The following is a 19,189-nucleotide window of genomic DNA, read 5'->3' as shown; positions in this document are numbered from 1 at the left end:
GCGCGGTAAAGCTTGCCGCCAGACGCCCCGCCACGATGATAGCGGCGATGAGCGGAGCTATCTCGCGCAAGGTCAAAAGACCCATCATCTCGACGATTATTATCGTAGCGCCGAAACTCTCGAGCAAATTTGAACCCTGATATGCCAGTACGATGCCGATGAGAAAAGAGGTGAGACACACGATAAAAACCGACTTTATGCCCGCATCCTCGAAATAAGCCAAAATTTCCTTTACGCGGATATTTTTTAACATGAATATCTTGCTAAATTTGACCAAAAACTCGCCCATGAAATTTAAAAACACGCAAAATCCCGCAAAAAACGCGGTCAAATTTTTGCCGATTTGAGAGAGCGGATTTTTGTGAGGTTTGGCGTCTATGATCTGCTTTATTTTGGGATTTATTTCGCTATTTATCGAGGCAAAAATCTTTTGCGCGTGCGGGTTTAAATTTACGAGCTCGTACTCTTTGCGCGCGTTTAAAAAGGTATTTTTAAAAAACAGCGCCGCTGCGTAATCAAGCTCTTTTACATCTTTAAAATTTAAAACGATTTTATTAAATTTTTTTAAGCCGATGAGCGCGGCCGTCTGAGTCCAAATTTGAGCCGGCAGCTTGTAGGTCCAGTCGTTTTTTAGATTTATAGTTAGCTTGCCGCCGCTTTGCTCGCACTTGTAAAATTCGCTTTCAAATTTTAAAAAAAGAGGCAAATTTAGGCCTTTTTAGCGTTATTTTTTTTCTTTATCACGTAGTCTATGTCGCCGTCCTCGGTCTCGACTTTGGCTATCGTGATGATTCGCGCGATCTCGTTTTCGCGGGTGCTGTACGTGATGTCGCGAGCCGGGTCTACGAGCCTAAATTTTATCTCGTTAAATTCGCGCCAATTACTGTGATTTATCACTTTTGAGTTAAATATACCCTCTTGGATATTTGTTATCTCGCCCCTTAGCTCGGCGATCGCGGCTTTTTTCTCGCGAAATTCTTTTAAAAGCGCGTTGTACTCGTGCACTAGCTGTTGATACTCTTTTAGCTTTTTCATAAACGTCGCGGGCGGAGTGTTGTTTGTGCTTTTTAGTTCCTCGATTTTAGCCTTGATGACGTTTATCGGGCCTCTATTTTCTTCGATGACGCATCTTTTGGACTCTAGCGTGCGTGGCATTTTTACGATCTGTTCTCTGATGGTTTTTATCTTAGCCATGCGCTCGTTTATCTGCTCGCCCGTGTTTTTTATCATGCTAAAATCGACTAAAATTTTATTATTCACGCCTTTTAGCTTTTTTATCTCCAAAGTATCGGCGATTATGATATTTGAGTTTGATACGAGCGTATCGATGGCGACGCTTTCGGCGATTATCTCCCCGCCGATAACCGATTTTATCACGGCTTTTTTAGCTTTTACTTTGCCGCCTTCTAACCTATCTATCTCGACGCTCTCGCCTTCAAAGCTACCGATATGCACGGCGATTTTCGCCTCTTTTGCTTCGATGAGAGCTTTGGCGTGGGTTTGCCCGCCGATCGTTACCTTGTTTGCCTTTACTACGGCGTTTGCGGCGACGTTTCCCTCGACGTTTACTTCGTTTGCCTCGACCGTCATGCCCGTACCTATGGCGTCTTTTGTTAGATCTTTTTCCTTTACGTTTAGCGTTACATTGGTATCAAGACCCGTATCGACCGAGCCCGTGGTTTTAAATGTGATTTCATTTACGTCAAGCTCGTCTTTGATATCAAAAACGCCTTTTTCCTCCTTGACGTAGCCTGGTTTTTTGGCGAAAAATTTTACCCCCTCGTTATCTTCTTTTGCATAGATATTTTCGGTGTGTTCGGGCATTTTCGTTATCGTAGCTTTGGCTTTTTGTGCTGGCAGGAAATTCCCCCTTACGTCGCGGCCGCTTGTGCCGTCTCTTAGCTTTACGTATTCGATTATGAGCTCATTTTCGACGACTCCGAGCAGATAGCCTCTGTTTGCGTAGTCGATCTTGTCGTTTTCATCTACGTTTCTTATTTTTGTCTTGTAGTGATAGATTAGAGCGTCGTCCGTTGACGGAACTACGTTTACGCCCACAGTTACGGCAAAAGTATAGTCTTTGTCGATAAATTCCTTTACTCTTAGAACCGAAGAAATTTTAGCGACTTCCTCTAGCATCGTTTTGTTTCTGATACCAACCAGGATGCCGACTTTTATCAGCTTTTTGTAGATGAAATTTATCAGCTTTTTGTCAAATTCTTTAAAATAAACCGTGTCGGCGTTTTGCGAAACGGTGGCTAAAATTTTGGTCAAATTTTTATTTGCATTCACGGAAACGTTAGGCAAAGGCGTAGGTTTTGCGCGCCTAACGTCGTAAAATTTAACCAGATAGCTTTGCTTGATACTCTCAACTCTATCTACGTAAAATTTATCGTTATCAAAGACGTTTAGCTTGTCTTCGGCGATTTGTCTAGATTGGCTCTCGCCCACCACCTTGCATTCGGTTTTGATCTCCATGATATCAAAATCTATAAATTTGCTATCGACACCGAAGCTTTTTACTAAATTTAATATCTCGCCGTACGGGTTGGCGGTCTCGACCTCCATCTCGGCTAGGAAGTTTTGCTGCGCGTTTTGGTTTTCTGGCACGTGATACTCTCGCGTTATTTTTATTTTCGTGAGATTATCTCTAAAATTTCATTAAAAAGACGTTATGCGAGATTTTCGCGCCCGCTTTTACGTATTTTAAAACAAATTTTGTCTATTATTACGCCAATTTTAAATAGGAAATTTTATGCTCATAAAAGGCTTTTTTTCAAACAGCATCGGTATCATGGTTTCGCGAGTTTTAGGGCTCGTGCGCGACCTGCTCACCGCTTCTACTTTGGGTGCGGGCGTTTACAGCGATATATTTTTTATCGCGTTTAAGATACCCAATTTACTGCGCCGTATCTTTGGCGAAGGCGCTTTTGCCAACGCCTTTTTGCCAAATTTTACGAAATCAAACAAAAAATCGCTCTTTAGCGCCGAGATTTTTCTTAAATTTCTAGCCTTTATCGGCGTTCTCACGCTTTTGGTAAATTTATTCGCTCCGTTTTTTACCGCCGTTATCGCCACAGGCCTAGCGCCTAGCGACATAAACGAAGCCGTCCCGCTCGTAAAAATCAACTTCTACTACCTAGCTCTCATCTTTGCCGTTACTTTTTTAGCCTCGCTTTTACAGTATCGCGGGCATTTTGCGACGACGGCATTTTCAACCGCACTGTTAAATTTAGCCATGATCGGTTCTTTGATTTTGGCTCGCGGACAGGAGCCTAAAATCGTAGCCTATTATTTGAGTTTTGGCGTCGTTTTTGGTGGCGTTTTACAGCTCATAGCGCACCTTATCGCTCTTAAATTTAACGGAATCTCAAAGCTATTTTTTGGCGGCCTAGTTAAATTTGCCAGCGGAAAAAGAGCCGATACGAAGGGCTTTTTTAGCAACTTTTTCCACGGCCTAGTGGGATCATCCGCAATGCAGCTAAGCTCATTTATGGATACGTGGCTAGCATCGTTTTTGGCAGCGGGCTCGATCAGCTATCTTTTCTACGCTAACCGCATTTTTCAGCTGCCTTTAGCGATATTTGCGATCGCGCTTTCTACCGCGCTTTTTCCTAAAATCACTCGCCAGATCAAGGCCGGAAACGAAGCCGAAGCTCTAAAATGGATGCGAAAAAGCTTTGAAATTTTATATTTTCTGCTCTTTGCAGCGGCCATCGGCGGTATCATTTTAGCCCAGCCTATCATCAAGCTGCTTTTTGAGCGCGGAAGCTTTACGGCATCCGATACGGCAGCGACTGCGAGCGTTTTGGCGGCATATATGATCGGACTTTTGCCTTTTGGACTTGCTAAACTTTTTTCGCTTTGGCTTTATGCGCATTTGCAGCAAAAGCTAGCCTCAAAAATCGCCGTTATAACGCTCGTTTTTAATCTCATTTTGGCGGTCGTCTTAATGCAAGCCTACGGCGCATTCGGACTAGCGCTTGCTAGCTCGCTAGGCGGGTTTTTGACGCTAGCTTTAAACGTCAAATTTTTTGGGATAAGGAAATTTTTAGCTATAATTGAGCCTAAAAAAATAACGCTTTTAAGCGCAGTTTTGGTTTTAGAGGCAGTGATTTTGATATTTTTAAGGAAATTTCTAGATGCAAATTTTTGATAGCGTAAAGAGAAAAAAAGTAGAATTTGAGCCCGTAAAAAGCGACTTCGTGCGCATTTACGTCTGCGGGCCGACGGTTTATAACGACGCGCACTTAGGACACGCCAAAAGCGCGATTAGCTTTGATTTGCTTAGACGCACGCTAAGCGAGCTTGGCTACAAGGTCAAATTCGTGCGAAACTACACCGACATCGACGATAAAATTTTAAAGAAAATGGCGGAAAGCGGCGAGAGTCTGGAGGCAATCACGGATAGATACATCGCAAGCTACGAGCGCGATATGAGCGCGCTTAACGTGCTTGAGCCAGACGTCAAACCAAAGGCGACGCAGACGCTAAAAGAGATGATAGAGTACATCGAAATTTTGCTAAAAAACGGCTTTTCTTACGAGATCGCGGGCGACGGCATATACTTTGACACCGCAAAAGACGCGGAGTATCTGAGCCTTAGCGGTAAATTTGACACCGAAGCAAACGTCGCTCGCGTCGAGTCAAATTTACAAAAAGAGGACAAAAAAGACTTCGTGCTGTGGAAATTTGACGAGAAATGGTACGAAAGTCCGTTTGGCCGCGGACGGCCCGGCTGGCACACCGAGTGCGTCGCGATGATAAAAAAGCACCTCTCTAGCGGCGAAAAATTTGAGATAGATATCCATGCGGGCGGGCTTGATCTGCTCTTTCCTCATCACGAAAACGAGGCCGCGCAGTGTCGCTGTGCCGAGCATAAAAGCCTGGCTAAATACTGGCTACACAACGGCTTTATCCAGGTAAATAACGAGAAAATGAGCAAGAGCCTAGGAAATAGCTTTTTCGTTAAAGACGCGCTGGAGCGAAATTTGGGCGAGGCGGTGAGATTTTATCTGATTTCTAGCCACTACAGAGCGAATTTTAACTTTAGTGAAGACGATCTAAACGCGGCAAAAAAGCGCCTAGATAAAATTTACCGCCTAAAAAAACGGGTTCTTGGCGTCGCAGCAAATTTGAGCGCGAACGATAAATTTAAAAGCGAATTTATGTCCGCGATGGGGGACGATCTAAACACCTCAAAGGCGCTTGCTAGCGTAGATGAGTTTGTCCGCAGCGCAAACGACGAGCTAGACGCAAACCCTAAAGACAAAGCCAAAAAAGGCGAAATCGCGGCAAATTTGGAGCTGATAGCGCGTGTGCTAGGTATCTTGCAGGTGGACGTGTTTGAGTATTTTCAGTTTGGCGTGAGCGACGAAAAACGAGCCTATATCGAGGATCTGATAAATCAAAGAAACGAAGCTAAAAAAGCCAAAAACTACGAGCTATCTGATAAAATCCGCGATATGCTAGCCGCAAACGGCATCAGCCTGATGGACACGCCAGAGGGCTGCATGTGGGAAAAAATATGAAGCAGATGAGCCTAAAAGAGGTTTTGCGGCGATTTGCCCCCTATTTTAGGGATTATATTTCGTATTTTATCATCGCCATCGCCGGCATGCTGATGGCTAGCGGTGGCACTGCGGCGTCGGCGTGGGTGATCGAGCCCGTGCTAAATAAAATTTTTATCGAAAAAAACAAAGACCTTCTTTATCTTTTGCCTTACGCTATCATCGCGATTTACTTTTTAAAGGGGCTTGGAACGTTTTTACAGGCCTATTTTACGGCGTATATCGGGCAGGATATCGTGAGGAGATTTCGCGAAAAGCTGCTAAAAAACCTGCTAAATTTGGATATGAAGTTTTTTAGCGACTACCGCACGGGCGAGCTAATCAGCCGAAATATCAACGACATCGACCGCATCAGAAGCATCGTTAGCTCCATGATCCCAGAGCTCATCCGCGAGGCTATCACGATCGTCGGGCTACTTTGCGTCGTGCTTTATCAGAGCTTGCAGCTTGCGTTTTTTGCGCTAGTTATCATGCCAGCAGCCGTTTATCCGCTCTCAAAACTCGCAAAAAAGATGAAAAAAATCTCCCGCGCCTCGCAGGAAAAAACCTCCGATATAAGCTCTAAGCTGAGCGAAATTTTTACCAATATCGAAATCATCAAAGCAAACAACGCGCAGGAGTTTGAGCATGCCAAATTTACCGACGAAAACGCTAAATTTTTCAAGCTAAATTTAAAAAGCGTAAAAGTAAACGAGATGGTAAGTCCGATGATGGAAATTTTTGGCTCCGTCGGCGTTGCAGCTGTCGTTATCATCGGCGGTAAAGAGGTCATAGACGGAAATTTGACGATGGGAAGCTTCTTTTCGTTTCTAACCGCACTTTTCATGCTCTATACGCCTATTAAACGCATTTCAGGCCTTTACAACAAGATGCAAGACGCAGTGGTTGCGGCAGAGCGAACCTTTGAACTGCTCGATAAAGAGCCTCAAATTTTAAGCGGCGACAAACCGGTGCCGTCTGAAATAAATTTGATAAATTTTAAAGACGTCAGACTAAACTACGACGATAAAGAGGTGCTAAAAGGCGTAAATCTAAGCGCAAGCAAGTCCCAAACCGTCGCGCTTGTAGGCAGTAGCGGCGGCGGTAAAAGCTCGATCGTAAATCTACTCATGAGATTTTACGACGCAAACGGCGGAGCGATCGAGATAAACGGCGAAAATATCAAAAATTTCGATCTGGGTTCGCTTAGGCAAAATATCGGCCTAGTTACCCAGCGCGTCTATATCTTTAACGACACGGTCGCAAACAACGTAGCCTACGGCCGCGAATACGACGAAGCCAAAGTCGAGCTCGCACTAAAAACGGCAAACGCTTATGATTTCGTGTCAAATTTACCCGAGGGCGCGCAGACTGTTTTAAATGAATTTGGCACCAATCTCTCAGGCGGCCAGCGCCAGCGCATCGCCATCGCCCGCGCGCTCTACGACGATCCGCAGATTTTGATATTTGACGAGGCTACGAGCGCTCTGGATAACGAAAGCGAGCAGCAGATAACCAAAGCCATCGCAAATTTACAAAAAGAAAAGATAATATTTATCATCGCGCACCGCCTAAGCACGGTGCAAAACGCGGATAAAATCGCCGTTATCAGCGGCGGAAAAGTTGTAGGTTTTGATACCGACGAGGCGCTTAGCAAGAGCTGCGAAATTTACGCGAAACTAAAAGGCGAAGCCCTTGTTTAAGCCTAAATTTGATAAAATCGCTCAAAATTTAAGGATAAAATTTGAATTACGAAACACTAAAATCCATATTTTTTAAATTTGACCCCGAAACCGCTCACAAAATCGTAGAAAAAACGCTAAGTATCTCAGACTGCGTATTTCCGGGGCTTTATAGCATCGTCGCCAAAAACTGCGTCGTCACGGACGCGGCTCTTTCGCAAAATTTGCTAGGAACTAGCTTTTTAAATCCCGTAGGAATCGCGGGCGGATTTGATAAAAACGCCACCATGCTGCGCCCGCTAGTCGCGCTTGGGTTTGGGCACGTGGAGTTTGGCACCGTGACGCCAAAACCGCAAGACGGTAACGCAAAACCGCGCCTTTTTCGCCTCATCGAAGAAGAAAGCATACAAAATGCGATGGGCTTTAACAACGAGGGTGCAGACGCCCTTGGCGCGCGCGTCGGCAAGCTATATCCGTTTGCGATACCGCTTTTTGCCAACATCGGCAAAAACAAAATCACGCCAAACGAAGAAGCGATCAAGGACTATGAAGTTTTAGTCGCTAAATTTAACGAAATTTGCGACTGTTTCGTTATAAATGTCTCTTCGCCAAACACCCCGAACCTACGCGAGCTGCAAGAAGATGGCTTTATAAAAGATCTATTTACGCGCCTTACGCCGATCGCAAAAAAGCCGATAATCTTTAAAATCGCGCCCGATATGGACGACGACAAAGCAGTGCAGATCTGCAAAACTGCCGTAGAATGCGGCGCAAAAGGCGTCATCGTAAATAATACGAGCGTTGATTATTCGCTATCAAAGTCGCCAAATTTACAAAATTTCGGCGGACTAAGCGGCAAGGTCATCGCCAAACGCTCGCGCGAGCTTTTTAGCGCGGTAGCTAGCGAGCTTTACGGCAAGACGGTTTTGATCGCAAGCGGCGGCATAGACAGCGCCGAGGAGGCATACGCACGCATAAAATCTGGCGCAAATTTGGTTCAAATTTACACCTCCTTTATATTTAAGGGCCCAAACATCGCAAAACAAATAAACGAAGGTATTTTAAAGCTTTTAAAAGAGGATAATTTCGCCTCTATCAGTGAAGCGGTGGGTTGCGATATAAAAAACAAAATTTAAGGAAATTTATGCTTATAAAATACTCCAAAACAAAGCTCAAAAACGGCTTTGAGATCTATCACATCCCCGCTAGCAAGGGCTCTAGCGTCATCAGCGTGGACGTGTTTTACCGCGTGGGTTCGCGAAACGAAACCATGGGCAAAAGCGGCATCGCGCACATGCTAGAGCACTTAAATTTTAAATCCACGAAAAATATGAAAGCGGGCGAATTTGACGAGATCGTAAAGGGATTTGGCGGCGTAAACAACGCTAGCACGGGCTTTGATTATACGCATTACTTCGTCAAATGCTCAAAAGGCAACCTAGACGAAGCGCTTAGGCTCTATGCTGATATAATGGAAAATTTGAGCCTAAAAGATAAAGAATTTCAGCCAGAACGCGACGTCGTGACCGAGGAGCGCAGATGGCGCACGGACAACTCTCCGATCGGCTTTTTGTACTTTACGCTATTTAACGTCGCTTTTAACTATCACCCGTATCACTGGACTCCGATCGGCTTTATCGGCGATATCAGAAATTGGACGATAGAGGATATTAAAGAATTTCACGAGACGTACTATCAGCCGCAAAACGCAATACTTCTAATCAGCGGCGACATCGACAAAAAAAGCGCGTTTGAGCTAGGTAAAAAGCACTTTGAGCACATAAAAAACAAAAAACCGCTACCTAAACTACACTGCATCGAGCCTGAGCAAAACGGCGCAAAAAGGGCTGAAATTTACAAAGATAGCGAGGTGGAGATGCTAGCGCTCGCCTTTAAAATACCGCCGTTTAATCACGAGGATCAGCCGCGTCTGGGCGCGTTAGCCGAGTATCTAGGTAGCGGGCAGAGCTCTGTTTTGCAGCGCGTTTTGATAGATGAAAAATGCCTCGTAAACAGCGTAGACGTCTATAATATGAGCAACATCGACGAGAGTCTGCTCATAGTGCTAGCCGTTTGTAATCCAGGCATCAAGGCCGAGGCCGTAGAGGATGAGATCTGGCAAGTACTAGAAAACGCAAAAACGCAAAAAATAGACGAAGACGAGATAACCAAGATAAAAAATAGCTTAAAAAGCGATCTCATTTACTCGCTAGATAGCGCGTCGAAGGTAGCAAATTTATACGGCAGTTATCTCGTTAGAGGCGATATAAAGCCGCTTTTTGAGCTACCTGAAAAAACAGCCGCGATAAAACCAGCCGATCTAAACGAAATCTGCAAAAAATACGCAAGAAAAGAAAAATCTACGACGATCATCCTAAGAAAGGAAAAAAGTGAATAAAAAAGCAATAACGGGCGCTATGACGGCGCTGATTACGCCATTTAAAGACGGTAAATTAGATGAAATAGGTTATGAAAAATTAATCAAAAGACAAATAGCAAACGGCATCGACGCGGTTGTACCCGTAGGCACCACGGGCGAGAGCGCGACGCTAACGCACGACGAGCATAGAATTTGCATCGAAATCGCCGTAAATACCTGCAAAAACACCGGCGTAAAAGTACTTGCTGGTGTCGGCAGCAACGCCACTCACGAGGCGGTAGGATTAGCCAAATTTGCACAAGATCACGGCGCAGACGGCATACTCTCGGTTGCGCCCTACTACAACAAACCGACGCAAGAGGGCCTCTATCGCCACTACAAAGCAATCGCCTCAAGCGTCGAAATCCCGGTACTACTCTATAACGTCCCGGGCCGCGTGGGCGTAGATATCCAGCCGTGCACGGTTTTTAGGCTATTTAAAGAGTGCGAGAATGTCTACGGCGTAAAAGAGGCCACAGGCAGCATCGAGCGCTGCGTCGATCTACTCGCGCATGAGCCAGGCCTATCAGTCATCAGCGGCGAGGACGCGATAAACTACCCTATCCTCTCAAACGGCGGCAAGGGCGTGATCTCGGTTACGGCAAATTTGCTCCCGGATGAGATCTCAAATTTGACCCACTTTGCGTTAAAAGGCGAGTTTGCGCGCGCAAAAGCCATAAACGACGATCTGTATGCGGTCAATAAAATAATGTTTTGCGAGAGCAACCCAATCCCAGTCAAGGCTGCTATGTACATCGCAGGACTCATATCAAGCCTCGAGTACCGCTTGCCGCTTTGCGAGCCGAGCGCCGAAAACCTCAAAAAAATCGAACAAACCATAAAACAATATAATATAAAAGGATTTTAATGAACTGCGAAAACGAATTTAAAGGCAAAACTCTAGTAATCAGCGGCGGAACGCGCGGTATAGGACGCGCCATCGTGGAGGAGTTCGCCGCAAAGGGCGTAAATATCGCTTTTACATACAACTCAAACGAAGAGCTAGCCAAGACCCAAGCCGCCGAGCTCGAGGCGACGTACGGCATAAAAGCCAGAGCCTACGCGCTAAATATACTAGAGCCCGAGACCTACAAAGATCTATTTTTAGAGATCGACGCAGACTTTGACCGCATAGATTTTTTCATATCAAACGCCATCATCTCGGGTCGCCCGGTAGCAGGCGGATATACTAAATTTATGAAACTTCGCCCTCGCGGTATCAATAACATTTTCACGGCAACCGTAAACGCATTCGTTGTAGGCGCGCAAGAAGCGGCAAAACGCATGGAAAAAGCGGGCGGTGGCAGTATCATCTCGCTATCATCGACGGGTAATCTCGTCTATATCGAAAACTACGCAGGCCACGGCACCGCAAAAGCCGCGGTCGAAGCTATGGCGCGCTACGCGGCGACTGAGCTTGGCGAAAAAAATATCCGCGTAAACGTCGTTAGCGGAGGCCCTATCGAGACGGACGCACTGCGAGCCTTTACTAACTATGAGGAAGTTCGCGACAAAACCGCCGAGCTAAGCCCGCTAAATCGCATGGGTCAGCCGACCGACATAGCAGGCGCATGTTTGTTTCTGTGCAGCTCAAAAGCTAGCTGGGTGACGGGCCACACCTTCATCATCGACGGCGGTACAACATTTAAATGAAAAAAACGAATTTAGCCTGCGCTCATTTGCGGGTCGCTCGCATTACTGGCAAATTCGGCGCTATAAATTTAACGCGCTTGCAGGCTAAATTTGATAAAAACTTAAAATTTGAAAGCAAATTTTGCGGCGCGGACGGCTATTTTAAATTTAATCCAAATTTGCCAAATTTGCTCAAATTTGACGAAGCTGCGAGCAAATTTAACCAAAGCGCGAATAAGAAACGGGCAAAACCGAGCCAAAACAAGGCTAGTGCTTTTTCCACCGCCTCACGTACCGAGCCGTCAAATTTTAAACTCCAAAATCCAAAAGAAAGAAAAAATAAATGAGTCTAAATTTACCAAACGCCCTAGCATTCCTGCGCGTATTTCTCGCACCTCTGATGTTTTGGTTGCTACTTAGCGTAAATTCCTTCTCAGGCGTGCACGTTAGCTGGATGAACTATTTTGCCGCGCTTGTATTCGTGATCGCTAGCGTTACCGATTTTTTCGACGGATTTATCGCGCGCGCATGGGATCAAAAGACCAAGCTAGGAGCCGTGATCGACCCGCTTGCGGATAAAATGCTAACGCTGGGCGCGTTTTTAGGACTCATGATGATAGACCGCGCGAGCCCTTGGGCGGTGTATCTCATCCTCGTTCGCGAGTTTTTTATCACGGGATTTCGCGTCGTGATGGCGGGCGAAGGCGTAGAGGTCGCCGCATCGATGGCGGGCAAAGTCAAAACCGTCTGCCAGATGGTAGCGATCGGCTTTTTAACCATGCAGTGGACTTTTGGCGAGTTTTTGCTCTGGCTTAGCGTCGCGCTGACGCTGTATTCGGGCTTTGAGTACGTAAACGCCTATGTAAGGCACGTTAAAAATCAAGCCAAAAAGGCGTAAATTTGAGAACAGGAAACGCCATAATCTATCTAGCTAGCTTCGTCGTGGTAGCAGCCGGACTAAAGGCCGCTAGCGTCGTCGTTCTGCCATTTTTGATGGCGGTTTTTATCGCTATCGTGGCGACGCCTGCAATAAATGCGCTTGAAAAGCTCAAATTTCCGCGCGTTTTAGCCTTTGCGCTCGTTACCGCAGTCGTGTTTTTATCGCTTGGATTTATCGCAAACACCGTGCTAAAAACGATCAACGGGCTAGTTAGCTACATGCCAGAGCTTCAGAGCAAATTTAAAGCCCTAGCCGACCACTATCACCATATCTTAGCTAGCCGCGGCCTCATCGACCCAAACAGCGTCGCGGCGCCCGCAGACTTTGATATCAATAAACTTTTTGCCGTGCTGGGCGGATTTTTAAGAAGCGGCACAGAGCTTGCCTCAAAGAGCTTTTTTGTCTTTTTGCTTGTTACTTTTATGCTTTTTGAGGTACAGGTATTTTCTCAAAAAGTCGAGTATTTTGCGAGTAAAAATCCGCAAACAAATCAGATCGTAGATACGTTCATATCAAATCTCAAACGCTATCTCGCGATCAAGTCCGCAGCATCGTTTGCGACGGGTGTTTTTATATTTATCGGGCTAAATTTCATCGGCGTGCCTTACGCGCCGCTTTGGGGGATTTTGGCTTTTGTGCTAAACTTTGTCCCGACGATCGGCTCCATCATCGCGGCCGTTCCAGCACTTTTGGTGGCGCTTTTGTTAAACGACGCGGCGGCTTGCGCTTGGACTGCGGCGCTGTATGCGGTCGTAAATGTCGTCATCGGCAACTTTATCGAGCCGAAATTTCTTGGCAAAGGCCTTGGCATCAGCACGCTTGTGGTGCTTTTGAGCCTACTTTTTTGGGGATTTTTGTTCGGCATCGGCGGTATGTTTTTAGCCGTACCGCTTACAATGAGCCTAAAGATCGCGCTTGACGCAAATCCGAGCACGAAATTTATCGCCGTTTTGCTTAGCGATAAACTCGAGCGGTAAAATCAAATTTAAAGGTAAATTTTGAAAAGCATTATCTTTGTGGCGGCGATGCTAGCCGTCGGCATTTATGCGTATTCGTGGCACTTTTTGATCACGGTTTTGGTGATTAGCTTTCTTATATTTTTCCACGAGCTTGGCCACTTTCTCGCCGCTCGTATGTTAAAAGTCGGCGTTTTAAAATTTAGCGTGGGCTTTGGGCAAAGCGTCTACTCAAAAACCATCGGCGGCACCGAGTACGCTATCGGCGCGATACCCCTTGGCGGCTACGTGAGCCTAAAAGGGCAAGAGGACTCCAAACCGGGGCTAAAAAACGAGGATGCCGACAGCTACACGAGGCTTAGCCCTCTTGGACGCATTTTCATCCTTTTTGCCGGGCCGTTTTTTAACTTCGCTTTGGCATTTTTTATCTTTATCGCGCTCGGACATATCGGGGTTGAGAGGCTTGCTCCGACTGTAGGCAAAGTACTGGAAAACTCCGCCGCGGCAAGCGCCGGAGTGCAAAAAGGCGATAAAATTTTAAACATAAACGGCGTCAAAATCAGCGAATGGGACGAGATAAGCAAAAACGTAAATTTAACCTCCACGGCGATCACGCTCGAGCGCGCGGGCGAAATAAAAACGATAAATTTGACGCCTAAAATCGGGCAAAGCACGACGATATTTGGCGAAAAGATAGAAAAACCGCTCATCGGCATTTCGCCATCAGGCGAGGTCGTCACGATACGAAATACAGGCTTTAGCTCGCTCAAATTTGCGCTCGTTGAGACCGTAAACGCTTCAAAGCTCATATTTACGGGACTTGAAAAGCTCATCGCGGGCGTCGTGCCGCTAAAAGAGATGGGCGGCATCATCCAGATCACCGACATCACCTCAAAGGCCGCAGGTATCGGCGTCTCGACCCTACTCATCATCGCCGCGCTGATCTCCGTAAATTTAGGCGTGCTAAACCTGCTGCCTATCCCGGCGCTTGATGGCGGACATATATTTTTCAACCTTTATGAGCTCATTTTCCGCCGCGAGATGAACGAAAAAGTCTATATCGGCCTCACCTACTGCGGCTGGGCGTTTTTGCTCTGCCTGATGGCGTTTGCGACCTTTAACGACGTGATGCGCCTAAGCGGAGCCGGACAATGAAACTAGCGCAAATTTTAGAGTGCATCGAAAACGCTCGCACGGGCGAGGCCGTAAAGCTAATCGCCGTAAGCAAAAACGTAACGACTAAAGAGGTTTTGGAGCTTTTTGAACAGGGGCAAACGAGCTTTGGCGAAAACCGCGTGCAAGAGCTCAAAAATAAAAGCGAAATTTTGTCAAATTTGCCGATCGAGTGGCACTTTATCGGGCGACTTCAAAGCAATAAAATAAACCACCTGCTAGCGCTCAAGCCCGCGCTTTGGCAAAGCTGCGAGAGCGTAGAGACCGCGCTTGCGGTGGATAAGAGGCTTGATCGCGAGCTACCTTGCCTGCTGCAAATAAACTCGGCGCGCGAAGACACGAAACAAGGCATCTCACCCGAGGCTGCCCAGGATGCGTTTTTACAAATCGCGCAGGAGTGTAAATTTTTAAAACCCGTCGGCGTGATGAGTATCGGCGCGCACGTAGAGGACGCGAAAGTCGTACAAAAGAGCTTTGAGACGACGCGTAAAATTTACGAAAGTCTGCAATCAAAGGGCGCGCAAATTTGCTCCATGGGCATGAGCGGCGACTTTGAGCTATCGATAAAATGCGGCTCGAATATGATTCGTTTGGGATCGATTTTATACGCGTAAATCGGCCGAATCCTTTGTAAATTTAGAAAAAACCTACCAAAAAAGGAGCCAAAATGGGCTACGACGTAAGCTATCATCCGATCAATGAAAGCGAGATAAGGCAGTGGTATTTTGATGCATTAAAAAGCGCGCGCGAGGGCGACTGGTCGGTCGCACAAAGGCTCACAAAAGAGTACGGTATAGAGGATTTTTACGCACAAAAATACATCGATACCCTAAAAATCGCGCTTGAAACCAAAGATGACGAGAGCTTTTCGACGAGTCACGGCTACATACTCGCCGCCGTGCAGGGATTTTTTAGAAAATACTTCTATACGCGCGGTACGGCGTTTGGCTTTTTGGCGGACGAACATGGCGAATTTAAGCGGTATCTGAGCGATATAAGCGGCGTCATACCGCCTGAAATAAAAGCAAAATTTACAGGCGAATTTGACGGAAACTACTCGTCTGGCGCATTTATAAGCGCGGCAAATTTGGCTAAATTTTGGCAGGACTACAACGCAGGCGGCGATATCAAGAAAAAAATAGATGATTTTTACGCGCAAAATTTGCCTGCGTTTTTGAGCGCAGTTAAATTTTGCGTAGAAAACGGCTACGGGCTGCTTGAGGCGACAGACGTGATTATACCCAACCCGATTGATTTAAATAGCTCTGAATGCTACTCAAATCTTTTTAATTGCGACCCCGAAGGCGCGTTTATCTACGCCGATACGGCGGCGCAGCAGATCGGCGAAGCGATGAAGCTAGACAAAAATAAAAAAGAGAGCGATAAAAACGAGGGCTCAGGCGGCTTTTTCGACGCTATAAAGAAACTTTTTGGGAAGTAAAATTTACTACGAGTTAGGATGAATTAGCAACCTAAATTTCGTATATTAAGAGTTTATTTGGTAGGTTTACCGCTTTATCCAAACGTTTTAGGCGTAAAATACGGGTGAGTTTATTGCTGCAAATCAAATTTTGCGCTAGTTTTAGAAAACCATGGTAAGTAGGTTAAATTTAATACGATAAATTTACGCTCGAGAACTCGTAATGTTTGAAGTGAAATTTAATCCAGCCAAACTTGCAAGCATAAAATACGATATTATCGACTCAGTATTTTAACGAACCGTATTTGTGAAATTTTATTTACAAAAAAAGAAGTAAAAATCCGCCTTGCCTGTTTTAGGCAAGGCAGCAAGAAAATCAGAATAAATTTAAGATAGTAGGCTTATTTTCCTCAACCCATTTGTCGATGCGTTTTGCGTAGTTTTCGTCGCCTTTAACGTCAAGCGCTAGGCCGATAAATTTGCCGTTTACCAAAAACGCTGAGTGGTTAAATTTATATCCATCCACGTCGCTAGTGCCAAAAATTTGCGCATCTTTTAGATACGGCAGGAAATCCACCCCGCCACCAAAAAGAGTTTGCGGGTGATTGGCTTGATTGCCGATGGCTACGATGGCTACTTTTTTGCCTTTGCTTCCTGCTTTTAAAAGCGGCAGTTTCTCCGCCCAGTCAGACTGTATCTCGCCGTCGCCGTAGCTAGGCGCTGCTACGATGATAACGTCAAATTTAGCAAAATCTTCCGCCCTAGCGCTCTTTACGTCTATTAGCTGCGCTCCTATTTTGCCCGCTAGATACTCGCACGCGCTCTTTGTGTGTCCCTTTGTCGTCGTGTAAAAAATACCAACGCTCATTTCGTTCTCCTTAAAATCAGATAAATTAATACCTGAATTATAACGAAATGATACTTAATTTATCTTATTTCAAATCACGCTTTTATTTGCCGTTTTTTATACAAATTTTGGCGTATTTAATTCCCAGCTCATATGCTTTTTCATTTTCAGCATAAACTTTTTTAGGCACTTTTGAGAGCATTACGCGTTTAACTAGCTCGGTATCCAGGCAGCCGCTCATCTGCACGGCGACGGCTAGCGCAACGACGCTTTGAGTTATGACGTTGCCTACCTCGTCTTTAGCGATGGAGATGATCGGTATTTCGTAAATTTTCCACCGTTTTTTATCCTCGTCGCTAGCGCGAACCAAATTTGGCTCCACGACGATGATGCCGCCATCTCTTACGCCGTCTTTAAACTGCTCGAAGCTAATCTGCGCGGTGGCGAGCATAAACTCGATCTCGCCCTCATTTGCGTACGGATAAAAAATCTCGCGCTCGCTCAAGATGATATCGACCTTCGTCGGCCCTCCGCGCACCTGCGAGGTATAGGTCGAGGCTTTGACGCCGTATCCGCCATCCTCGATTTTAGCTGATGCCAAAATCTCACCCGCTAAAATCACGCCCTGACCGCCCACTCCGACAAATCTCAATTGCCTTTTCATTTTAGCGCTCCAAAGTCGATTTTCTCGCCGTCTCTGGCGGCCTTTATCACCATGTCGTAGGCCTTAGTGTACTCCATGCGCGACTCGTCTTTATGCAGCACTCCGAGCGGAAATTTACCCTCGCGCTCGTCCTCGTTCATCGCGTCAAATTTAGCCTTGCTCACCGTGCGACCGTCGATCCACTCGAGCATTTGCGTTGCTTGACCCATTTTGTTTTTACGGCCTAGATTTATGTGGCAGTTTGAAAATACGTCAAAAAAGCTGTATCCGTCGTGCTCGAAGCCATCGGCAAATATCTTTTCCAGCTTTGCAGGCTCTATCACGCTGCTGCGGGCTACAAAGGTCGCTCCTGCGGCGGTTGCGAGCTTGCACGCATCAAAATTTGGATCGACGTTGCCGTATTGCGCCGTCACCGTCCAAAAGCCAGTCGGCGTGGTCGGGCTGGTTTGGGAGTTTGTTAGGCCGTAGATGAAGTTATTTATCAAAACGTGATTTAAATTTATATTTCTGCGGCATCCGTGGATCGTGTGATTGCCTCCTATTGCTAGCCCGTCGCCGTCGCCGGTTACTACGATGACGTGTTTGTCCGGGTTTGCGAGCTTGATACCCGTAGCGTAGGCGATCGCGCGCCCGTGCGTAGTGTGGACGGTGTTGCAGTTGATGTAGGAGCTAAAGCGTCCCGAGCAGCCGATGCCCGAGACCACGCATACGTCGTTCATATCCCAGCCTAGCTTATGGATTGCGCGGATTAGCGCCTTTAGTATCACGCCGTCGCCGCAGCCCCAGCACCACAGAGTCGGCATTTTGTCCGTGCGTAGGTAGTCGTCGTAGTTAAATGCCATCGAATTCTCCTATTTTTTGCGCGATTTCTTGCGGACTGATCGGGCGGCCGTTGGCTTTTAGCAGCGTCTTAAAGTCCTCTCTTAGCGTAGCTTTGATTATCTCGCCCGTATACTGGCCTAAATTTAACTCGCAGATCAAAATTTTGCTAAATTTAGCCGAGATTTCTCGTAGTTTTTCGCTCGGCATCGGAAATAGCGTGATAGGCTTAAAAAGACCTACTTTCACGTCTTTTTCGCGTAAATTTAGCACCGCTTCCTTTGCTGCGCGAGCCACGGAGCCAAACGCGATAATGCAAATCTCCGCGTCATCTAGCATAAACTCCTCCCAGAGCTCGAACTCATCCGCGTGCGCGTTGATTTTGTTAAAAAGACGCTTGATGTTGTAGTCCACGACAGCGCCGTCCTCGGTCGGAAAGCCCGTCTCGCCGTGATGCAGGCCAGTGACGTGATAGCGGTAACCGCCGAAAAATTTATTTAGCGTAGCGGGCTCGTCGGGCGCGGCCCTATACGGACGGTAGTCCGCGGGATCGCCGCCAAACTGCTTGCGCGAGTATATCTCTAGTTCGCCGATCTGCGGCAGCACGGCCTTTGCGTGCATGTGTCCGATCGTTTCGTCTAGTAGCAAAAACACGGGCGTCATGAATCTTTCGGCAAGATTAAACGCGCGAACGGTCTGCGTATAGCACTCCTCTAGGCTAGATGGGGCTACAACGATGCTGTTTACGTCGCCGTGAGTTGGGTTTTTCGCCTGCAGGAGATCGCCCTGCGCCACGCGGGTAGGCAGCCCCGTGCTAGGTCCGCCGCGCATGACGTTTACGATCACCAGCGGTACCTCCGCGATAAAGCCAAGACCGATCTGCTCGGCCTTTAGCGAGATGCCGGGACCCGAGCTTGCCGTCATCGCCTTTGCGCCGCTCATCGAGGCTCCAAGCGCCACCGAGATGCCCGCGATCTCGTCCTCCATCTGGATAAATTTGCCGCCGTGCTTTGGCAGCAAGACGCTTAACTCGTGCGCGATCTCGCTGCTTGGCGTGATCGGATAGCCGCCGAAAAAGTTACACCCGC

The 19,189-nt window shown here is 46.7% G+C and carries 19 protein-coding genes; 13 read left to right on the top strand and 6 right to left on the bottom strand.

All coding sequences use genetic code 11. The annotated features are described in order from the left end of the window. On the bottom strand, positions 1–706 hold a 706-nt coding region (locus H740_RS01770), incomplete at its 3' end, for an ABC transporter permease (protein ID WP_002950639.1). A gap of 2 nt (positions 707–708) precedes the next feature. Further along, the gene (locus H740_RS01765; protein ID WP_002950638.1) at positions 709–2,610 is read right to left on the bottom strand and encodes a flagellar assembly protein A; all 1,902 of its coding nucleotides are present in this window, start codon (positions 2,608–2,610) and stop codon (positions 709–711) included. 145 nt (positions 2,611–2,755) lie between these two features. Here H740_RS01765 and murJ point away from each other — a divergent pair, with 145 nt between their 5' ends. The 13 genes from murJ to H740_RS01700 are packed head-to-tail and all read left to right on the top strand — an operon-like array spanning position 2,756 to position 15,792. After that, the gene (murJ, locus tag H740_RS01760; protein WP_002950636.1) at positions 2,756–4,156 is read left to right on the top strand and encodes a murein biosynthesis integral membrane protein MurJ; all 1,401 of its coding nucleotides are present in this window, start codon (positions 2,756–2,758) and stop codon (positions 4,154–4,156) included. Next, positions 4,143–5,531 carry a cysteine--tRNA ligase gene (gene cysS / locus H740_RS01755; protein ID WP_002950634.1) on the top strand — a complete coding sequence of 463 codons (1,389 nt, stop codon included), beginning with the start codon at positions 4,143–4,145 and terminating at the stop codon, positions 5,529–5,531. Before murJ ends, cysS begins: the two co-directional genes overlap by 14 nt. Further along, entirely contained in the window at positions 5,528–7,252 is a 1,725-nt protein-coding gene (locus tag H740_RS01750) for an ABC transporter ATP-binding protein (protein WP_002950632.1), read from the top strand. The genes cysS and H740_RS01750 overlap by 4 nt, the downstream gene beginning before the upstream one ends. A gap of 41 nt (positions 7,253–7,293) precedes the next feature. After that, entirely contained in the window at positions 7,294–8,367 is a 1,074-nt protein-coding gene (locus H740_RS01745; RefSeq protein WP_002950630.1) for a quinone-dependent dihydroorotate dehydrogenase, read from the top strand. An 8-nt stretch (positions 8,368–8,375) separates the two neighbouring features. Then, positions 8,376–9,629, top strand: coding sequence for a M16 family metallopeptidase (locus H740_RS01740; RefSeq protein WP_002950629.1), 1,254 nt, complete (start codon positions 8,376–8,378; stop codon positions 9,627–9,629). A gap of 19 nt (positions 9,630–9,648) precedes the next feature. Continuing rightward, the gene (gene dapA / locus H740_RS01735) at positions 9,649–10,518 is read left to right on the top strand and encodes a 4-hydroxy-tetrahydrodipicolinate synthase (protein ID WP_414734172.1); all 870 of its coding nucleotides are present in this window, start codon (positions 9,649–9,651) and stop codon (positions 10,516–10,518) included. Continuing rightward, positions 10,518–11,303, top strand: a complete 786-nt coding sequence (locus H740_RS01730; protein WP_002950625.1) for an enoyl-ACP reductase — start codon at positions 10,518–10,520, stop codon at positions 11,301–11,303. The genes dapA and H740_RS01730 overlap by 1 nt, the downstream gene beginning before the upstream one ends. Continuing rightward, entirely contained in the window at positions 11,300–11,629 is a 330-nt protein-coding gene (locus tag H740_RS01725; RefSeq protein ID WP_002950621.1) for a hypothetical protein, read from the top strand. Before H740_RS01730 ends, H740_RS01725 begins: the two co-directional genes overlap by 4 nt. Continuing rightward, the gene (gene pgsA / locus H740_RS01720) at positions 11,626–12,180 is read left to right on the top strand and encodes a CDP-diacylglycerol--glycerol-3-phosphate 3-phosphatidyltransferase (RefSeq protein ID WP_002950618.1); all 555 of its coding nucleotides are present in this window, start codon (positions 11,626–11,628) and stop codon (positions 12,178–12,180) included. Before H740_RS01725 ends, pgsA begins: the two co-directional genes overlap by 4 nt. Before the next feature lie 20 nt (positions 12,181–12,200). Next, on the top strand, positions 12,201–13,199 hold the full coding sequence (locus H740_RS01715) for an AI-2E family transporter (protein ID WP_414734171.1): 999 nt from the start codon (positions 12,201–12,203) through the stop codon (positions 13,197–13,199). Between the two features lie 21 nt (positions 13,200–13,220). Then, entirely contained in the window at positions 13,221–14,333 is a 1,113-nt protein-coding gene (gene rseP, locus H740_RS01710) for an RIP metalloprotease RseP (RefSeq protein WP_002950617.1), read from the top strand. Then, the gene (locus H740_RS01705) at positions 14,330–14,965 is read left to right on the top strand and encodes a YggS family pyridoxal phosphate-dependent enzyme (RefSeq protein ID WP_002950616.1); all 636 of its coding nucleotides are present in this window, start codon (positions 14,330–14,332) and stop codon (positions 14,963–14,965) included. Before rseP ends, H740_RS01705 begins: the two co-directional genes overlap by 4 nt. A 53-nt stretch (positions 14,966–15,018) precedes the next feature. Beyond that, the gene (locus tag H740_RS01700) at positions 15,019–15,792 is read left to right on the top strand and encodes a hypothetical protein (protein ID WP_002950615.1); all 774 of its coding nucleotides are present in this window, start codon (positions 15,019–15,021) and stop codon (positions 15,790–15,792) included. A gap of 355 nt (positions 15,793–16,147) precedes the next feature. Here the strand turns inward: H740_RS01700 and H740_RS01695 are convergent, their stop codons facing one another. From H740_RS01695 to H740_RS01680, 4 genes are all read right to left on the bottom strand, one after another. Beyond that, positions 16,148–16,639, bottom strand: coding sequence for a flavodoxin domain-containing protein (locus H740_RS01695; protein WP_002950614.1), 492 nt, complete (start codon positions 16,637–16,639; stop codon positions 16,148–16,150). 82 nt (positions 16,640–16,721) lie between these two features. Next, a complete protein-coding gene (locus tag H740_RS01690; protein ID WP_002950613.1) occupies positions 16,722–17,282 on the bottom strand; it encodes a 2-oxoacid:acceptor oxidoreductase family protein in 561 nt (186 codons plus the stop codon). Further along, positions 17,279–18,124 carry a 2-oxoglutarate ferredoxin oxidoreductase subunit beta gene (locus H740_RS01685; RefSeq protein ID WP_002950612.1) on the bottom strand — a complete coding sequence of 282 codons (846 nt, stop codon included), beginning with the start codon at positions 18,122–18,124 and terminating at the stop codon, positions 17,279–17,281. Before H740_RS01685 ends, H740_RS01690 begins: the two co-directional genes overlap by 4 nt. Further along, positions 18,114–19,189 (bottom strand): 2-oxoglutarate synthase subunit alpha (locus tag H740_RS01680; protein WP_002950611.1); only part of this gene is annotated, 1,076 nt, incomplete at its 5' end. The genes H740_RS01680 and H740_RS01685, both read right to left, overlap by 11 nt.

The organism is Campylobacter showae CC57C, assembly GCF_000344295.2.
Lineage (GTDB): Bacteria > Campylobacterota > Campylobacteria > Campylobacterales > Campylobacteraceae > Campylobacter_A > Campylobacter_A showae_B.
The sequence above is the reverse complement of the archived record's forward strand: the minus strand, read 5'-3'. Positions and strand labels throughout refer to the sequence as shown.